Raw genomic sequence first — 15,323 nt, 5'->3', positions numbered from 1 at the left:
GAACCGCCGCGTGGTGGAGACCGGCGGCCAGCCGGCCTCGGCCCGCCCGGTGCTCATGGGCATCACCAAGGCCTCGCTGGCCACCGAGTCGTGGCTGTCCGCGGCGTCCTTCCAGGAGACCACCCGAGTGCTCACCGACGCGGCGATCAACGCCCGCTCGGACTCGCTGGTCGGTCTCAAGGAGAACGTCATCATCGGAAAGCTCATCCCGGCGGGTACCGGTATCTCCCGGTACCGCAACATCCGGGTGGAGCCGACCGACGAGGCACGGGCGGCGATGTACTCGGTCAGCGGCTACGACGACGGCGGCTCGGTCGAGTACGGCGCCTTCGGGACCGGCTCCGGCCAGGCCGTTCCGCTGGACGAGTTCGACTACCGCAGCTCGGGCGACTACCGCTGACCCGGTGTGGTCAGGCGGCGGACCGAGCCGCCTGACCACACCGGTCCGGTTGGTCGCGGAAACGGCGAACGGGCCGGGCATCCATTGGATGCCCGGCCCGTTCGCCGTTTCCGTACGCACGGAGAACCCGCCCTGGACGGTCAACGCGCTGCTCCGCCGCGACCATCGCAGCCGTGGTCAGGTTCGGAACGCGCTGCGGGCCGCCCTTCGGCTGCGGCGTGACGTTGTCGTGCCCACCATCGTCCTGGCCGAGCTCTACCGTGGCGCGGCCCGTGGCGCGCTGGTGGACGCCCTGCTCGCCCGGGACGCCGCGGCCCTGCACCTGCGGAACACCGACCGGTCGATGGCGCGGCTCGCCGGCGCGGTGCTCGCGCAGTCCGGCCTCGGTTCCCGATACCTCGCCGATGCACACCCGGTGGCCGCCGCGGTGGAGGACGGCGGCGGCGTGATCCTCACCGGCGACCCGCGCGACCTCGCTCGACTGGCGGTCCCTATCCGACCGTCGCCATCGAGCGCCTCGACGGCGCCAGCGCTCGCGACCGGTCCTGAAAACGGCGGTGGTCACCAGACCACACCTCGCCGGCGCCGGTCCTTCAGATGGCCCCTCAGGGGGCCGCGACCTCGGGTCCCGAGCCGTCGGTGGCTGCCTGGTCGGGAGTTCCGTAGGCCGCCTGGTACAGCTCGCCGTAGACCCGAACCAGATCGGGGAGCTGGTAATGGGCGTTGAGGCCGCTGGGGTTCGGCAGCAGCCAGACGCCGGCCGGGCCGAGGCCCTCCTCCTGTCGGCCCACCTTCGCCGTCCGCCGGCCGAAGCCGATGCGGTAGGCGGCCAGGCCCAGGAAGGCGACCCAGTCCGGCCGGATCGACTCGACCAGCGCGGTGAGCACCGGGACGCCGGCCCGCACCTCGTCGTCGCTGATCTCGTCGGCGCGTGCGGTGGCTCGGTGCACCAGGTTCGTGATGCCGAGGCCGCGGGCTCTCAGCTCGTCGGTCTCCGAGGGATGCAGCCGGCGCGGGGTGAAGCCCGCGAGGTGCAGCACGGGCCACAGCCGGTTGCTGGGTGTCCCGAAGTGGAAGCCGGTCGCCCCGGACTCCANGGAGGGGTTGATCCCGCACAGCAGCACCCGGGTTTCCGGCCCGACCAGGTCGGGGACGGTTGTGCCGTAGGCGGCGAGCAGTTGCGCGCGGCTCGGGCGCGCCGGCCGCTCCCCGGCGGCGGACCGCCCGGCGGCGTCCGGCGGCGTGTGGGCCGGCGGTGGGGAGGAGAGCTGAGCGGGCGGGGGAGAGCTGCGCACAGGCACATCCTTCTCCCGCGAGGGGAACGGGAACCGGCCAGCCCCGAAACATGTGGTTGGCGGGCATCCAGGGCGAGCATGCGCGGGCCAGGCCGAGATCGGCGCGGTTCCGCCGGCGGGTACCATCTGGGAAAGGCCNGCGGGCAGCACGGCGGAAACACGCCGGCAGCACGCCAGCAGCGCTCCAGCAGTACGTGGGTAGTGGGCCGGGTCACCGGAGGCCACGCCGTGGCATGAGAAGTCGCAGGCGGGACGTCTGTTGCTGATTGCCGGGTGTCGTGGTCGTCGGGTGATACCCCGTTCGACACTTGACGCAGGCGTGGAGTAATGTTGGCACCTGTGGCTGGAGCCCACGTGGCTCTGGCGTGTGTCCTGCGCCGTGATGTGGCGCCGTGGCGCTGAGAACCGACCACTGAGGTCAGGGGCTCGGGTCGCCGTCGGTGACTGTCAGGTTAGGGCCGGCTGCCAGCCGGGCGGGCGCGCTCCTTCTTAGGACAGATCGGACTATCCGACTCGTTCTGAAGGGTGCGACACGCCCGACCGCGTGGGTCGGGAGTGGGCACACTGGCGCTTACGCTCCGTGCCGGTCGGCGAGGGGCGGCACCGCGACACTGCAGGCAGACAGGCCGGCCATCACGAATGGCTGCTTGTCAACGGAGTGCGATCATGGCGAAGCCGTGCTTCCGGAGACACCAGCCTGGCTGCGACGAGTACGACGAGGCACGAAGGAACGGGAGCGGCGTTGCCCACGATCCAGCAGCTGGTCCGCAAGGGCCGGCAGGACAAGGTCGAGAAGACCAAGACCCCGGCACTCAAGGGGAGCCCGCAGCGTCGTGGCGTGTGCACCCGCGTCTACACGACCACGCCCAAGAAGCCGAACTCGGCGCTGCGCAAGGTCGCCCGCGTCCGGCTGAACAGCGGGATCGAGGTCACCGCCTACATCCCNGGCGTTGGTCACAACCTGCAGGAGCACTCGATCGTCCTGGTGCGTGGTGGCCGAGTGAAGGACCTTCCGGGCGTCCGCTACAAGATTGTCCGGGGCGCTCTCGACACGCAGGGCGTCCGTAACCGGAAGCAGGCTCGCAGCCGCTACGGCGCGAAGAAGGAGAAGGGCTGATGCCGCGCAAGGGGCCCGCGCCCAAGCACGCCGTCGTCGTCGACCCGGTCTACGGCTCGCCGCTGGTGACCGCTCTGGTCAACAAGGTGCTGCTGAGCGGCAAGAAGTCGGTGGCCGAGCGCATCGTGTACGGCGCGCTCGAGGGTGCCAAGAACAAGACCGGCAACGACCCGGTCGTCACGCTCAAGCGTGCGCTGGACAACGTCAAGCCGACGCTGGAGGTGCGTAGCCGCCGGGTCGGCGGTGCCACCTACCAGGTGCCGGTCGAGGTCCGCGCGGGCCGTAGCACGACGTTGGCACTGCGCTGGATCGTCGGGTACGCCCGTGGCCGTCGTGAGAAGACGATGACCGAGCGCCTGATGAACGAGCTGATCGATGCGAGCAACGGCCTCGGCGCGAGCGTGAAGCGCCGGGAGGACACCCACAAGATGGCGGAGTCCAACAAGGCCTTCGCCCACTACCGCTGGTAACTCATCATGGCTGCTGACGTACGTTCCGCGCTGGCCTCGACCCGGAACATCGGGATCATGGCCCACATCGACGCGGGCAAGACCACGACCACCGAGCGCATCCTCTACTACACCGGTGTGAACTACAAGATCGGTGAAGTCCACGAGGGCGGCGCCACGATGGACTGGATGGAGCAGGAGCAGGAGCGGGGGATCACCATCACCTCCGCGGCCACGACCTGCTCCTGGCGCGATCACACCATCAACATCATCGACACTCCGGGCCACGTCGACTTCACCGTCGAGGTGGAGCGGTCGCTGCGTGTCCTCGACGGCGCTGTCGCGGTGTTCGACGCCGTCGCCNGGGTCGAGCCGCAGAGCGAGACGGTGTGGAAGCAGGCCGACCGCTACGACGTCCCGCGGATTGCGTTCGTCAACAAGATGGACCGGGTCGGCGCCGAGTTCCACCGCTGCGTCGACATGATGGTCGACCGCCTGGACGCGACGCCCGCCGTCATCCAGCTGCCGTGGGGTGTCGAGGCCGACTTCCGTGGCGTGATCGACCTGATCCGGATGAAGGGCCTCCTCTGGCACACCGAGGACAAGGGCGCCTCCTACGAGACGGTCGACATCCCGGAGGACCACGCCGAAGCCGCGCAGGAATGGCGGGAGAAGCTGGTCGAGACCGNCGCCGAGAACGACGACGAGCTCATGGAGCTGTACCTCGAGGGTGTCGAGCCCACCGAGGAGCAGCTCGTCGCCGCCCTCCGGCGGGCCACCGTCGCGAGCAAGGTCAACCCGGTGCTCTGCGGCTCCGCGTTCAAGAACAAGGGCGTGCAGCCCATGCTTGACGCGGTGGTCGACTTCCTGCCCAGCCCGCTGGACATCGGCGCTGTCATCGGTCACGCGATGGGCAAGGAAGATGTCGAGCTCCGCCGCGCGCCCAGCGAGGACGAGCCGTTCTCCGCGCTCGCGTTCAAGATCATGTCTGACCCGTACGTCGGCAAGCTGACCTACATCCGGGTCTACTCCGGCAAGCTGACCGGCGGTTCCGCGGNGCTCAACTCCACCAAGGACCGCAANGAGCGGATCGGCCGCATCCTCCAGATGCACGCCAACAGCCGGGAGGACCGCGAGGGTGTGGGCGCGGGCCAGATCGTGGCCGTGGTGGGCCTGAAGAACACCACCACCGGTGACACGCTCTGTGACCCGAGCGCGCCGGTCATCCTCGAGTCGATGATCTTCCCTGCCCCCGTCATCGACGTCGCGATCGAGCCGAAGACGAAGGCTGACCANCAGAAGCTGGGCACCGCGATCCAGNGGCTCACCGAAGAGGACCCGACCTTCCAGGTCCGCACCGACGAGGAGACCGGTCAGACGGTCATCGCCGGCATGGGTGAGCTGCACCTCGAGGTCTTCGTCGACCGCATGCGCCGGGAGTACGGGGTCGAGGCGAACGTCGGCAAGCCGCAGGTGGCCTACCGGGAGACCATCCGCCGCAAGGTGGAGAAGGTCGACTACACCCACAAGAAGCAGACGGGTGGCTCAGGCCAGTACGCCCGCGTCATCATCGATCTTGAGCCTTCCGGCGGTGACGGCGGCGGCTACGAGTTCCAGAACAAGGTCACCGGCNGGCGTATCCCCAAGGAGTTCATTCCTTCGGTGGATGCCGGTTGCCAGGAGGCCATGGAGTTCGGCGTCCTGGCTGGTTACCAGCTGGTGGACGTCAAGGTCACCCTGCGGGACGGCCAGTACCACGAGGTGGACTCCTCCGAGCTCGCCTTCAAGATCGCCGGTTCGATGGCCTTCAAGGAGGCCGCCCGGAAGGCCGACCCGGTCATCCTCGAGCCGCTGATGTCGGTTGAGGTCACGACACCCGAGGACCACATGGGTGACGTGATCGGTGACCTGAACTCGCGTCGCGGGCAGATCCAGGCGATGGATGAGCGGGGCGGTTCCCGCATCATCCGGGCTCTGGTGCCGCTCTCGGAGATGTTCGGGTATGTCGGCGACCTGCGGTCCAAGACCTCAGGCCGGGCGAGCTACTCGATGCAGTTCGACTCCTACGCCGAGGTTCCGCAGAACGTGGCCAAGGAGATCATCGCGAAGGCGCGAGGCGAGTAAAGGCCTCCCAGCGGGCCGGGTGCCGGCACCGGTGACGACGGTGCCGGCCCACTGACGACGAGACAAGCACGACACCACCCGTCCTTGGAGGGACACCAGTGGCGAAGCAGAAGTTCGAGCGGACCAAACCGCACGTCAACATCGGCACCATCGGTCACATCGACCATGGCAAGACGACGCTGACCGCCGCGATCACGAAGGTCCTGCACGACGCGCACCCGGACCTCAACCCCTTCACGCCGTTCGACCAGATCGACAAGGCGCCGGAGGAGAAGGCCCGCGGTATCACGATCTCGATCGCGCACGTCGAGTACCAGACCGACGCCCGGCACTACGCGCACGTCGACTGCCCCGGNCACGCCGACTACATCAAGAACATGATCACCGGTGCCGCGCAGATGGACGGCGCGATCCTGGTGGTCTCGGCGACCGACGGCCCGATGCCGCAGACGAAGGAGCACGTGCTCCTGGCCCGCCAGGTCGGCGTGCCCTACATCGTCGTCGCGCTCAACAAGGCCGACATGGTCGACGACGAGGAGATCCTGGAGCTCGTCGAGCTCGAGGTTCGCGAGCTGCTGAACTCCTACGAGTTCCCCGGCGACGACGTCCCGGTGATCCGCGTCTCCGCGCTGAAGGCGCTGGAGGGCGACAAGGAGTGGGGCGCCAAGCTCCTCGAGCTCATGGCCGCGGTCGACGCGTCGATCCCCGAGCCCGAGCGTGACATCGACCGGCCGTTCCTGATGCCGATCGAGGACGTCTTCACGATCACCGGTCGTGGCACGGTCGTCACCGGTCGTATCGAGCGTGGAATCGTCAAGGTCAACGAGACCGTCGAGATCGTCGGCATCAAGCCGGAGACCACGACCACGACCGTGACCGGCGTCGAGATGTTCCGCAAGCTGCTCGACGAGGGCCAGGCCGGTGACAACGTCGGTCTGCTCCTCCGTGGCATCAAGCGCGAGGACGTCGAGCGCGGCCAGGTCATCGTCAAGCCGAAGTCGATCACCCCGCACACGGTGTTCGAGGCGCGTGTCTACATCCTCAACAAGGACGAGGGTGGCCGGCACACGCCGTTCTTCAAGAACTACCGGCCGCAGTTCTACTTCCGCACCACTGACGTGACCGGCGTCGTGACCCTCCCCGAGGGCACGGAGATGGTCATGCCGGGCGACAACACCGAGATGACGGTCGAGCTCATTCAGCCGATCGCCATGGAGGAGGGCCTGCGGTTCGCCATCCGTGAGGGTGGTCGTACCGTCGGTGCGGGTCAGGTCACGAAGGTCATCAAGTAGTAGCGCGGGCGGCGGGTGCCCCACGGGTGCCCGCCGCCCGCTGTTGCTGCCCGGCGTGCCGCCGGGGCGTTTGCTCGCCCCGGCAGTGCGGCCGGGTTCGGAAGCTGTCCGCAGGTCCGCGTCTCGCGGGCTGAGGGGCATCAGACAAGGCGGTAAACCCGGCACGAATCCGGCCCCGCCGGGTTCTCCGTCCATTTCGGCGGAGAACCCGCGCCGCGGAGCACCGGAGAGGTCGACGGGGACCCGGTAGTGATACCGGCCGGACGAGACAGACAGGACAGGCGAAGCCCACCATGGCGGCACAGAAGATCCGCATCCGGCTCAAGGCCTATGACCACGAGGTCATCGACAGCTCGGCGCGGAAGATCGTCGAGACCGTGACGCGTACCGGTGCGCAGGTCGCGGGTCCGGTGCCGCTGCCGACGGAGAAGAACGTCTACTGCGTCATCCGGTCGCCGCACAAGTACAAGGACAGCCGCGAGCACTTCGAGATGCGGACGCACAAGCGGCTGATCGACATTCTTGACCCGACGCCGAAGACGGTCGACTCGCTGATGCGCCTCGACCTGCCCGCCGGCGTGGACATCGAGATCAAGCTGTAAGAGGGGCCGGCGCCAGTCATGCTCAACCGCAATTACAGAGGGCTCCTGGGCACCAAGCTCGGGATGACCCAGGTATGGGACGCGAACAACCGCGTCGTGCCGGTCACCGTCATCCAGGCCGGCCCCAACGTCGTGACCCAGGTCAAGACGCCCGACTCCGACGGCTACTCCGCCGTCCAGCTCGGCTACGGCGAGATCGACCCGCGCCGCATCAACAAGCCGCTGCGTGGTCATTTCGAGACCTCCGGGGTCACTCCCCGTCGGCACCTGGTGGAGCTTCGCACCGCCGATGCCNGGAACTACCGGCCCGGCCAGGAGCTGACCGGTGAGATCTTCGAGGCCGGAACGGTCGTCGACGTCACCGGGACCTCCAAGGGCAAGGGCTTCGCCGGTGTCATGAAGCGGCACGGCTTCAAGGGCCTGGGCGCCGGTCACGGCGTCGAGCGCAAGCACCGCTCCCCGGGCTCGGTCGGTGGCTGTGCCACCCCGGGCCGGGTCTTCAAGGGCCTGCGGATGGCCGGCCGAATGGGCCACGACCGGGTGACCGTGCCCGGGCTGACCATCCACGCCGTCGACACCGAGCGCGGATTTCTGCTGATCAAGGGCGCGATTCCCGGGCCCGACGGCGGTCTGGTCTTCGTTCGCAGCGCGGCCAAGCGCCCCGCTCCGGAGCCGGCCGCTCCGGTGGCGGCCCCCGCGGCCGCCGGCACCGGTGAGGAGGCCTCGGCATGAGCCCGACGGCAACGATGACGAAGGAAGCCCCCGCCGAGGCGGACGCGCCGGTGGACCGCACGGTCCCCGTGCACGCCCCCGCGGGCGGCGACGCGGGCACCGTCGAGCTGCCCGGTGCGGTGTTCGACGTGCCGGTGAACGTGCCGCTGATCCACCAGGTCGTCGTGGCGCAGCTCGCCGCGGCCCGGCAGGGCACGCACTCCACGAAGACTCGCGGCGAGGTCCGCGGCGGTGGGCGCAAGCCGTACCGCCAGAAGGGCACCGGCCGGGCTCGGCAGGGCTCGCTGCGCGCGCCGCAGTTCACCGGCGGTGGCATCGTCCACGGCCCGACGCCGCGCAACTACGACCAGCGGACGCCCAAGAAGATGAAGGCCGCCGCGCTGCGCGGTGCCCTGTCGGACCGGGCCCGCAACGACCGGCTGCATGTGGTCTCGTCGCTGGTCTCCGGCGACGCTCCGTCCACCAAGGCGGCCGTGAAGGCACTGACCGGCCTGGTCGACTCCCGCCGCGTGCTCGTCGTGGCGCGGCGCTCGGACGAGCTGACCTGGCTCAGCCTGCGCAACGTCGCGGCCGTGCACCTGCTCGACCCGGGCCAGCTCAACACCTACGACGTGCTGGTGAGCGACGACGTGGTGTTCACCGAGGACGCGCTCGCCGCGTTCCTCGGGCGTGGCTCCCGTCCGGCGACCTCGGCTGGCGAGGAGGAGGACAAGTGATCCCCGACCCGCGAGACATCATTCTCCGGCCGGTCGTCTCCGAGAAGAGCTACGGCCTCCTGGACGAGAACGTCTACACGTTCATCGTCCGCCCCGACGCGAACAAGACCCAGATCAAGCTCGCCGTGCAGAAGATCTTCAACGTGCNGGTCACCCGGGTCAACACGATCAACCGGCAGGGCAAGCGCAAGCGCACCAAGCAGGGCTGGGGACACCGCTCGGCCACCAAGCGGGCGCTCGTCAGCCTCGCCCCCGGTGACACCATCGAGATCTTCGGAGGCCCCGGTGCCTGACACCCGCGTGGGGCGTACCCGGGTGCCGCACGGCCCGGCGTCGGATCGGAAGTAGAACATGGGTATTCGTAGGTACAAGCCGACGACGCCGGGGCGTCGTGGGTCGAGCGTCGCCGACTTTGTCGAGATCACCCGTGATCACCCGGAGAAGTCGCTCGTCCGCCCGCTGCNCTCCAAGGGCGGCCGTAACGTCCACGGTCGGATCACCACCCGCCATCAGGGCGGTGGGCACAAGCGGGCCTACCGGATCATTGACTTCCGGCGGGACAAGGACGGCGTGCCGGCCAAGGTCGCGCACATCGAGTACGACCCGAACCGCACCGCGCGCATCGCGCTGCTGCACTACCTGGACGGCGAGAAGCGCTACATCCTCGCCCCGGTGAAGCTGCGCCAGGGCGACATGGTGAGCTCGGGCGTCGGCGCCGACATCAAGCCGGGCAACGCCCTGCCGCTGCGCAACATCCCGACCGGCACCGTGGTCCACGCCATCGAGCTGCGTCCCGGCGGCGGCGCCAAGATCGCCCGCAGCGCCGGCGCCAGTGTGCAGCTCGTTGCCAAGGACGGCCCGTACGCCCAGCTCCGGATGCCCTCCGGCGAGATCCGCAACGTCGACGTGCGCTGCCGCGCGACCGTCGGTGAGGTCGGCAACGCCGAGCAGAGCAACATCAACTGGGGCAAGGCCGGCCGCATGCGCTGGAAGGGCCGCCGGCCCACCGTCCGTGGTGTCGCGATGAACCCGGTCGACCACCCGCACGGTGGTGGTGAGGGCAAGACCTCCGGTGGTCGCCACCCGGTCAACCCCAAGGGCCGCCCCGAGGGCCGGACCCGGCGGACGAAGAAGGCCAGTGACGCGCTGATCGTGCGTCGTCGCAAGCAGAACAGGCGGCGGTAGTCGTGACCCTGCTCGTCCGGCTGCCGGTCAGCCCGATCCACCCCCACCACTGAGCAGGAAGGAGGAGACACAACCATGCCACGCAGTCTGAAGAAGGGCCCGTTCGTCGACGACCACCTGCTCAAGAAGGTGGACGCCCAGAACGAGAAGGGCACCAAGCACGTCATCAGGACCTGGTCGCGGCGTTCGACCGTGATCCCCGACATGCTGGGCCACACCATCGCGGTGCATGACGGTCGCAAGCACGTCCCCGTGTTCATCACGGAGGGAATGGTCGGGCACAAGCTCGGCGAGTTCGCGCCCACGCGCACCTTCCGCGGGCACGTCAAGGAGGACCGGAGGTCACGCCGTGGCTGACGACCTCGTCGAGGGCCTCACCCGCGCCGGCCTGCCCGGGGCGAAGGCGACCGCCCGGTACGTCCACGTCTCCCCGACGAAGGCCCGCCGTGTGATCGACCTGGTCCGCGGCCGTTCGGCCAGCGAGGCGCTCGACATCCTGCGGTTCGCGCCGCAGGCGGCGAGCACGGACGTCTACAAGGTCGTCGCGAGCGCCGTGGCGAACGCCGAGAACAACCACGACCTCGACCCGGCGACGCTGTGGATCGGCGCCGCCTACGTCGACGAAGGGCCGACCCTCAAGCGCATCCGGCCCCGAGCGCAGGGCCGTGCGTACCGGATCCGCAAGCGCACCAGCCACATCACGGTCGTGGTGGAGAGCCGGGAACCGGTCGCGACGGGCGCCGGAGCCAGGACGACAAGGAGGGCCCGGTAGTGGGGCAGAAGGTCAACCCGCACGGGTTCCGACTCGGCATCACGTCGGAGTTCACGTCCCGCTGGTACGCCGACAAGCAGTACAAGGCGTACGTCGGCGAGGACGTCAAGATCCGCAAGATGATGTCCCGGGGCATGGAGCGGGCCGGCATCAGCCGGGTCGACATCGAGCGCACCCAGGGTCGGCTCCGGGTGGACATCCACACGGCCCGCCCGGGAATCGTGATCGGCCGGCGCGGTGCCGAGGCCGACCGCATCCGGGGCGATCTGGAGAAGCTCACCGGCAAGCAGGTGCAGCTGAACATCCTCGAGGTCAAGAACCCCGAGACCGACGCCCAGCTCGTCGCGCAGGGTGTCGCCGAGCAGCTCTCCAGCCGGGTCAGCTTCCGGCGGGCGATGCGCAAGGCGATGCAGTCGGCGATGAAGGGCGGCGCGAAGGGCATCCGGGTCCAGTGCTCGGGTCGCCTCGGTGGCGCCGAGATGAGCCGGTCGGAGTTCTACCGCGAGGGCCGGGTGCCGCTGCACACGCTGCGGGCGGACATCGACTACGGCTTCTACGAGGCCCGGACCAACTTCGGCCGCATCGGCGTGAAGGTCTGGATCTACAAGGGCGACATCGTCCAGAGCCGCGCCGAGCGCGAGGCGCAGGAGGCGCTGCTGCGTCAGCAGCGTCGCGAGCGTCCGCGGCGCGGACCGCGTTCGGGTTCGTCGGGCACGACGCAGGGCGGGACGGACGCCGGTCGGGCGGCTGCCCGCGCCGGTGAGCGTCGCGGACGCGGCGGCGGCGGAGCCGGTGGGGGTGCGGCTGAGAAGGGCGGGGCCGAGAAGGCTCCGGCTGAGAAGGCCACGGCTGAGAGCACGCCGGCCAGCACTGCCCCGACCGAGACCGTTGCGCCCGAGGTGACGTCGGCCCCGGTGGTCGCCGAGGCCCAGGCCGCGCCGGAGAAGGCGGAGGGTTAGGAAACATGCTCATTCCCCGGAAGGTCGCGCACCGCAAGCAGCACCACCCCAAGCGTGCGGGCGCGGCCAAGGGCGGCACCAGGATCGCCTTCGGCGAGTACGCGATCCAGGCCCTGGAGCCGGCCTACGTGACGAACCGGCAGATCGAGTCGGCGCGTATCGCGATGACCCGGCACATCCGGCGTGGTGGAAAGGTCTGGATCAACATCTACCCGGACCGCCCGCTGACGAAGAAGCCGGCCGAGACCCGGATGGGTTCCGGTAAGGGCTCCCCGGAGTGGTGGGTCGCGAACGTGAAGCCCGGACGCATCATGTTCGAGCTCTCCGGCGTGGCCGAGCCCGTCGCCCGTGAAGCGATGCGCCGGGCCATCCACAAGCTGCCCATGAAGTGCCGTTTCGTGNCCCGTGAGGGTGGTGCCTGATGGCTGTCACGACAGCGGACGACCTGCGCGCTCTGTCCAGCAGTGACCTGGTGGACAAGCTGCGGGAGGCCAAGGAGGAGCTGTTCAACCTCCGTTTTCAGGCCGCGACCGGGCAGCTGCGCAACAACCGTCGACTGCGGGACGTCCGCAGCGACATCGCCCGGATCTACACGGTGATGCGCGAGCGGGAGCTCGGGCTGAGCGACGACCCGGCCGTCGCGGTTGATGACGCCGGCTCGGATCAGGCGTGAGCGCAGTGAGCGGAGACGACGTGAGCGACGTGAGCACGGACAGCACCACCAGCCCCACCACGGACGCACGCGCTGAGCGGGGCTTCCGCAAGGTGCGTGAGGGCCTGGTGATCAGCGACAAGATGCAGAAGACGGTTGTCGTCGCGGTCGAGGACCGGGTCCAGCACCCGCTCTACGGCAAGACGATCCGTCGCACCAAGAGGATCAAGGCACACGACGAGAACGGCACCGTGGGTGTCGGCGACCGCGTTCTGCTGATGGAGACGCGGCCGCTGTCGGCCACCAAGCGCTGGCGGGTCGTCCAGATCCTCGAGAAGGCCAAGTAGGTCCCGGGAGGCCTCCGCGGAGGCCTCGCGGGAGCTGGCCGCCGGGCGTGCGATCATGACGGGTCGCACGCCCGCGAGGCTGAGGGATCGCGGCGGGCCGGGCGGCGGTGGGGCTCGCGTGGCGCGGGTGCCTTCGCCGGCCGGGCGCGGTGACCCTGCGGTCGTCACCGGTGGCAGGGGAGAGAGCCGGTCGGCGGCGGTCGGGCGGCAACGGGTGATCAGGAGCGGAAAGTGATTCAGCAGGAGTCGCGACTTCGGGTCGCCGACAACACCGGAGCCAGGGAAATTCTGTGCATCCGGGTGCTCGGCGGCTCTGGGCGTCGTTACGCGGGGATCGGCGACATCATCGTCGGAACGGTGAAGGACGCCCTGCCCGGCGCCGGCGTGAAGCGCGGCGACGTGGTCAAGGCGGTTGTGGTGCGCACTGCCAAGGAGCGGCGGCGCCCGGACGGCTCCTACATCCGGTTCGACGAGAACGCGGCGGTCCTCATTCGGGACGGGGGAGACCCCCGCGGTACCCGCATCTTCGGCCCGGTCGGCCGTGAGCTGCGGGACAAGCGTTTCATGAAGATCATTTCGCTGGCGCCGGAGGTGCTGTAGACCGTGGCCGGACTGAAGATCAAGAAGGGCGACACGGTCCAGATCATCACTGGCAAGGACCGGGGCCTCAAAGGCAAGGTCATCCGGGCTCTCCCCGACCAGAACAAGGTCGTGGTTGAGGGCGCCAACCGGGTCACCCGACCCACCCGCGTCCAGCAGAGTGCGCGTGGCTCGCAGTCCGGGGGGATCATCACCCAGGAGGCGCCGATCCACGTCAGCAACGTGATGATCGTCGATCCGTCGGACGGCAAGCCGACCCGCGTCGGATTCCGCGTCAACGAGGACGGCACCAAGGTCCGGATCTCGCGCCGCACCGGTGCCGAGCTCTAGGCCCCCGGCGCAAGGCTAGGAAACGAGACATGAGTGTGACCACGGAAGCCCGGCCGGTCCCTCGGCTGAAGCAGCGGTACCGCGAGGAGATCGCCCCGGCGTTGCTGGAGGAGTTCTCCTACAGCAACGTCATGCAGATCCCCGGCGTGGTGAAGGTCGTCGTCAACATGGGTGTCGGTGACGCCGCCCGGGACGCGAAGCTGATCGACGGAGCCACCCGGGACCTGGCGGCGATCACCGGCCAGAAGCCGGCCGTCCGCCGGGCGAAGAAGTCCATCGCCCAGTTCAAGCTGCGTGAGGGCCAGCCCATCGGGGCCAAGGTGACCCTGCGCGGCGACCGGATGTGGGAGTTCCTCGACCGTCTGGTGTCGATCGCACTGCCCCGCATCCGTGACTTCCGCGGGTTGTCGCCGAAGNAGTTCGACGGTGCGGGCAACTACACGTTCGGCGTGACCGAGCAGTCGATCTTCCACGAGATCGACATCGACAGGATCGACCGGGTCCGGGGCATGGACATCACGGTCGTGACCACGGCGACCAACGACGACGAGGGGCGGGCGCTGCTGAGGGCGCTCGGCTTCCCGTTCCGGGAGAGCTGAGAGATGGCGAAGAAGGCGCTGGTCGAGAAGGCCGCCCGTAAGCCCAAGTACGCCGTGCGCGGCTACACCCGCTGCCAGCGGTGTGGCCGTCCGCGCTCGGTCTACCGGGTGTTCGGGCTGTGCCGCGTCTGCCTGCGGCAGATGGCCCACCGGGGCGAGCTGCCCGGCGTGACCAAGAGCTCCTGGTAGTACCCACACGATCGCGGTAGGCCCGCGCACCTCGTGCGCGAGCGGCGGGAACCGCCGTGAGAAAGGCGTCAAGCCATGACGATGACCGATCCGATCGCGGACATGCTCACCCGTGTCCGCAACGCCAACCGGGCTTATCACGACCGGGTGGTGATGCCGCACAGCAAGATCAAGACGCACATCGCCGAGATCCTCCAGCAGGAGGGTTACATCCTCAGCTGGCACGTCGAGGACGCGCCCGCCGGGGCTGTCGGCAGGACTTTGATCGTCGACCTCAAGTACGGCCCCAACCGGGAGCGTTCGATCGCGGGCGTGAAGCGGATCAGCAAGCCGGGTCTGCGTGTCTACGCGAAGTCGACGAACCTTCCGAAGGTCCTCGGTGGCCTTGGTGTCGCGATCATCTCCACCTCGTCGGGGTTGCTGACCGACAGGCAGGCCGGCAAGCGGGGCGTGGGCGGAGAAGTCCTCGCCTACGTCTGGTAAGGAAGGCGAACGATGTCACGGATCGGGCGCCAGCCCATCAGTGTTCCCAGCGGCGTCGAGATCACCCTCGCGGGTCCGACGGTGACGGTGAAGGGTCCCAAGGGGACGCTGAGCCACACCGTGGTGGAGCCGATCGAGGTGGCCCGCGAGGACGGTCAGCTCATCGTCAGCCGGCCGAACGACGAGCGGCGCAGCCGCTCGCTGCACGGCCTCACCCGCACCCTGGTCTCCAACATGGTCATCGGGGTCACCACCGGCTACTCGAAGACCCTGGAAATCGTCGGGGTCGGTTACCGGGTCCAGGCCAAGGGCTCGGACCTGGAGTTCGCACTCGGCTACAGCCACCCGGTTCCGGTGAAGGCTCCCGAGGGCATCCGGTTCGAGGTGCAGACCCCGACCCGCTTCGTCGTGCACGGCATCGACAAGCAGCTGGTCGGCGAGGTCTCAGCCAAGATCCGCGGGCGGCGCAAGCCGGACCCC

The 15,323-nt window shown here is 69.0% G+C and carries 17 protein-coding genes and 19 pseudogenes; 34 read left to right on the top strand and 2 right to left on the bottom strand.

Going from position 1 to position 15,323, the window contains the following annotated elements; translation table 11 throughout:
- Window positions 1-400 (top strand): annotated as a pseudogene (locus UG55_RS25905) (DNA-directed RNA polymerase subunit beta'); the annotation flags it as partial.
- A gap of 88 nt (window positions 401-488) precedes the next feature.
- Window positions 489-827 (top strand): annotated as a pseudogene (locus UG55_RS48295) (hypothetical protein); the annotation flags it as partial.
- Window positions 828-1,005: 178 nt separating this feature from the next.
- Here UG55_RS48295 and UG55_RS25895 read toward each other — a convergent pair.
- Both UG55_RS25895 and UG55_RS44055 read right to left on the bottom strand, forming a co-directional pair.
- Window positions 1,006-1,496, bottom strand: a pseudogene (locus UG55_RS25895) (mismatch-specific DNA-glycosylase); the annotation flags it as partial.
- Between the two features lies 1 nt (window position 1,497).
- Window positions 1,498-1,695 (bottom strand): annotated as a pseudogene (locus UG55_RS44055) (G/U mismatch-specific DNA glycosylase); the annotation flags it as partial.
- Between the two features lie 742 nt (window positions 1,696-2,437).
- Between UG55_RS44055 and UG55_RS44050 the strand changes: the two are divergent.
- The 32 genes and pseudogenes from UG55_RS44050 to rplF form a co-directional block, all read left to right on the top strand.
- Window positions 2,438-2,640 (top strand): annotated as a pseudogene (locus UG55_RS44050) (30S ribosomal protein S12); the annotation flags it as partial.
- Between the two features lies 1 nt (window position 2,641).
- Window positions 2,642-2,812, top strand: a pseudogene (locus UG55_RS44045) (30S ribosomal protein S12); the annotation flags it as partial.
- Window positions 2,812-3,282: a 30S ribosomal protein S7 gene (gene rpsG, locus UG55_RS25885; RefSeq protein WP_006539128.1), complete on the top strand. Its 471-nt coding sequence runs from the start codon at window positions 2,812-2,814 to the stop codon at window positions 3,280-3,282. The pseudogene UG55_RS44045 and the gene rpsG, both read left to right, overlap by 1 nt.
- Window positions 3,283-3,288: 6 nt before the next feature.
- Window positions 3,289-3,624: pseudogene (locus tag UG55_RS44040) on the top strand (GTP-binding protein); the annotation flags it as partial.
- A 1-nt stretch (window position 3,625) separates the two neighbouring features.
- Window positions 3,626-3,949 (top strand): annotated as a pseudogene (locus UG55_RS44035) (GTP-binding protein); the annotation flags it as partial.
- 1 nt (window position 3,950) lies between these two features.
- A pseudogene (fusA, locus tag UG55_RS44030) lies at window positions 3,951-4,318 on the top strand (elongation factor G); the annotation flags it as partial.
- Between the two features lie 26 nt (window positions 4,319-4,344).
- Window positions 4,345-4,556, top strand: a pseudogene (locus UG55_RS44020) (EF-Tu/IF-2/RF-3 family GTPase); the annotation flags it as partial.
- 26 nt (window positions 4,557-4,582) lie between these two features.
- Window positions 4,583-4,893 (top strand): annotated as a pseudogene (fusA, locus tag UG55_RS44010) (elongation factor G); the annotation flags it as partial.
- Window position 4,894: 1 nt separating this feature from the next.
- Window positions 4,895-5,385 (top strand): annotated as a pseudogene (gene fusA / locus UG55_RS44005) (elongation factor G); the annotation flags it as partial.
- 98 nt (window positions 5,386-5,483) lie between these two features.
- Window positions 5,484-5,740: pseudogene (locus tag UG55_RS44000) on the top strand (GTP-binding protein); the annotation flags it as partial.
- Window position 5,741: 1 nt separating this feature from the next.
- Window positions 5,742-6,677, top strand: a 936-nt coding sequence (gene tuf / locus UG55_RS25875) for an elongation factor Tu (RefSeq protein ID WP_242425125.1), incomplete at its 5' end; no start/stop codon positions are given.
- 293 nt (window positions 6,678-6,970) lie between these two features.
- Window positions 6,971-7,279, top strand: coding sequence for a 30S ribosomal protein S10 (gene rpsJ, locus UG55_RS25870; protein WP_006539131.1), 309 nt, complete (start codon window positions 6,971-6,973; stop codon window positions 7,277-7,279).
- A gap of 18 nt (window positions 7,280-7,297) precedes the next feature.
- Window positions 7,298-7,573, top strand: a pseudogene (gene rplC, locus UG55_RS43995) (50S ribosomal protein L3); the annotation flags it as partial.
- Between the two features lies 1 nt (window position 7,574).
- Window positions 7,575-8,011, top strand: a 437-nt coding sequence (gene rplC / locus UG55_RS43990; RefSeq protein WP_242425124.1) for a 50S ribosomal protein L3, incomplete at its 5' end; no start/stop codon positions are given.
- On the top strand, window positions 8,008-8,727 hold the full coding sequence (gene rplD / locus UG55_RS25860; protein WP_066071922.1) for a 50S ribosomal protein L4: 720 nt from the start codon (window positions 8,008-8,010) through the stop codon (window positions 8,725-8,727). The genes rplC (UG55_RS43990) and rplD, both read left to right, overlap by 4 nt.
- A pseudogene (rplW, locus tag UG55_RS43985) lies at window positions 8,724-8,874 on the top strand (50S ribosomal protein L23); the annotation flags it as partial. The gene rplD and the pseudogene rplW (UG55_RS43985), both read left to right, overlap by 4 nt.
- 1 nt (window position 8,875) lies before the next feature.
- Window positions 8,876-9,020: 50S ribosomal protein L23 (gene rplW, locus UG55_RS43980; RefSeq protein ID WP_242425126.1), on the top strand; the 145-nt coding region annotated here is incomplete at its 5' end.
- A 58-nt stretch (window positions 9,021-9,078) separates the two neighbouring features.
- Window positions 9,079-9,190, top strand: a pseudogene (locus tag UG55_RS43975) (50S ribosomal protein L2); the annotation flags it as partial.
- Between the two features lies 1 nt (window position 9,191).
- On the top strand, window positions 9,192-9,912 hold a 721-nt coding region (gene rplB / locus UG55_RS25850; protein WP_242425123.1), incomplete at its 5' end, for a 50S ribosomal protein L2.
- A gap of 75 nt (window positions 9,913-9,987) precedes the next feature.
- The gene (gene rpsS / locus UG55_RS25845; RefSeq protein ID WP_006539136.1) at window positions 9,988-10,269 is read left to right on the top strand and encodes a 30S ribosomal protein S19; all 282 of its coding nucleotides are present in this window, start codon (window positions 9,988-9,990) and stop codon (window positions 10,267-10,269) included.
- Window positions 10,262-10,684, top strand: a complete 423-nt coding sequence (rplV, locus tag UG55_RS25840) for a 50S ribosomal protein L22 (RefSeq protein ID WP_066071931.1) — start codon at window positions 10,262-10,264, stop codon at window positions 10,682-10,684. Before rpsS ends, rplV begins: the two co-directional genes overlap by 8 nt.
- Window positions 10,684-11,643: a 30S ribosomal protein S3 gene (gene rpsC / locus UG55_RS25835; RefSeq protein WP_066074359.1), complete on the top strand. Its 960-nt coding sequence runs from the start codon at window positions 10,684-10,686 to the stop codon at window positions 11,641-11,643. The genes rplV and rpsC overlap by 1 nt, the downstream gene beginning before the upstream one ends.
- A gap of 5 nt (window positions 11,644-11,648) precedes the next feature.
- Window positions 11,649-12,044, top strand: a pseudogene (gene rplP, locus UG55_RS25830) (50S ribosomal protein L16); the annotation flags it as partial.
- 20 nt (window positions 12,045-12,064) lie between these two features.
- Window positions 12,065-12,316, top strand: coding sequence for a 50S ribosomal protein L29 (gene rpmC, locus UG55_RS25825; protein ID WP_066071938.1), 252 nt, complete (start codon window positions 12,065-12,067; stop codon window positions 12,314-12,316).
- 20 nt (window positions 12,317-12,336) lie between these two features.
- Window positions 12,337-12,642, top strand: coding sequence for a 30S ribosomal protein S17 (gene rpsQ, locus UG55_RS25820; RefSeq protein ID WP_066074353.1), 306 nt, complete (start codon window positions 12,337-12,339; stop codon window positions 12,640-12,642).
- 231 nt (window positions 12,643-12,873) lie between these two features.
- Window positions 12,874-13,242 (top strand): 50S ribosomal protein L14, encoded by a 369-nt coding sequence (gene rplN, locus UG55_RS25815; RefSeq protein WP_066071940.1) that lies wholly within the window; start codon window positions 12,874-12,876, stop codon window positions 13,240-13,242.
- A 12-nt stretch (window positions 13,243-13,254) separates the two neighbouring features.
- On the top strand, window positions 13,255-13,572 hold the full coding sequence (rplX, locus tag UG55_RS25810; RefSeq protein WP_066074390.1) for a 50S ribosomal protein L24: 318 nt from the start codon (window positions 13,255-13,257) through the stop codon (window positions 13,570-13,572).
- A gap of 29 nt (window positions 13,573-13,601) precedes the next feature.
- Window positions 13,602-13,988, top strand: a pseudogene (gene rplE / locus UG55_RS25805) (50S ribosomal protein L5); the annotation flags it as partial.
- Between the two features lies 1 nt (window position 13,989).
- Window positions 13,990-14,171, top strand: a pseudogene (locus UG55_RS43970) (50S ribosomal protein L5); the annotation flags it as partial.
- A gap of 3 nt (window positions 14,172-14,174) precedes the next feature.
- Window positions 14,175-14,360 carry a type Z 30S ribosomal protein S14 gene (locus tag UG55_RS25800; RefSeq protein ID WP_006539145.1) on the top strand — a complete coding sequence of 62 codons (186 nt, stop codon included), beginning with the start codon at window positions 14,175-14,177 and terminating at the stop codon, window positions 14,358-14,360.
- A gap of 75 nt (window positions 14,361-14,435) precedes the next feature.
- Window positions 14,436-14,843, top strand: a complete 408-nt coding sequence (gene rpsH / locus UG55_RS25795; protein WP_066074347.1) for a 30S ribosomal protein S8 — start codon at window positions 14,436-14,438, stop codon at window positions 14,841-14,843.
- Between the two features lie 12 nt (window positions 14,844-14,855).
- A partial coding sequence (rplF, locus tag UG55_RS25790; protein ID WP_066074344.1) for a 50S ribosomal protein L6 occupies window positions 14,856-15,323 on the top strand: 468 nt, incomplete at its 3' end.

Source organism: Frankia sp. EI5c, from assembly GCF_001636565.1.
Classification (GTDB): Bacteria; Actinomycetota; Actinomycetes; order Frankiales; family Frankiaceae; genus Parafrankia.
The sequence above is the reverse complement of the archived record's forward strand: the minus strand, read 5'-3'. Positions and strand labels throughout refer to the sequence as shown.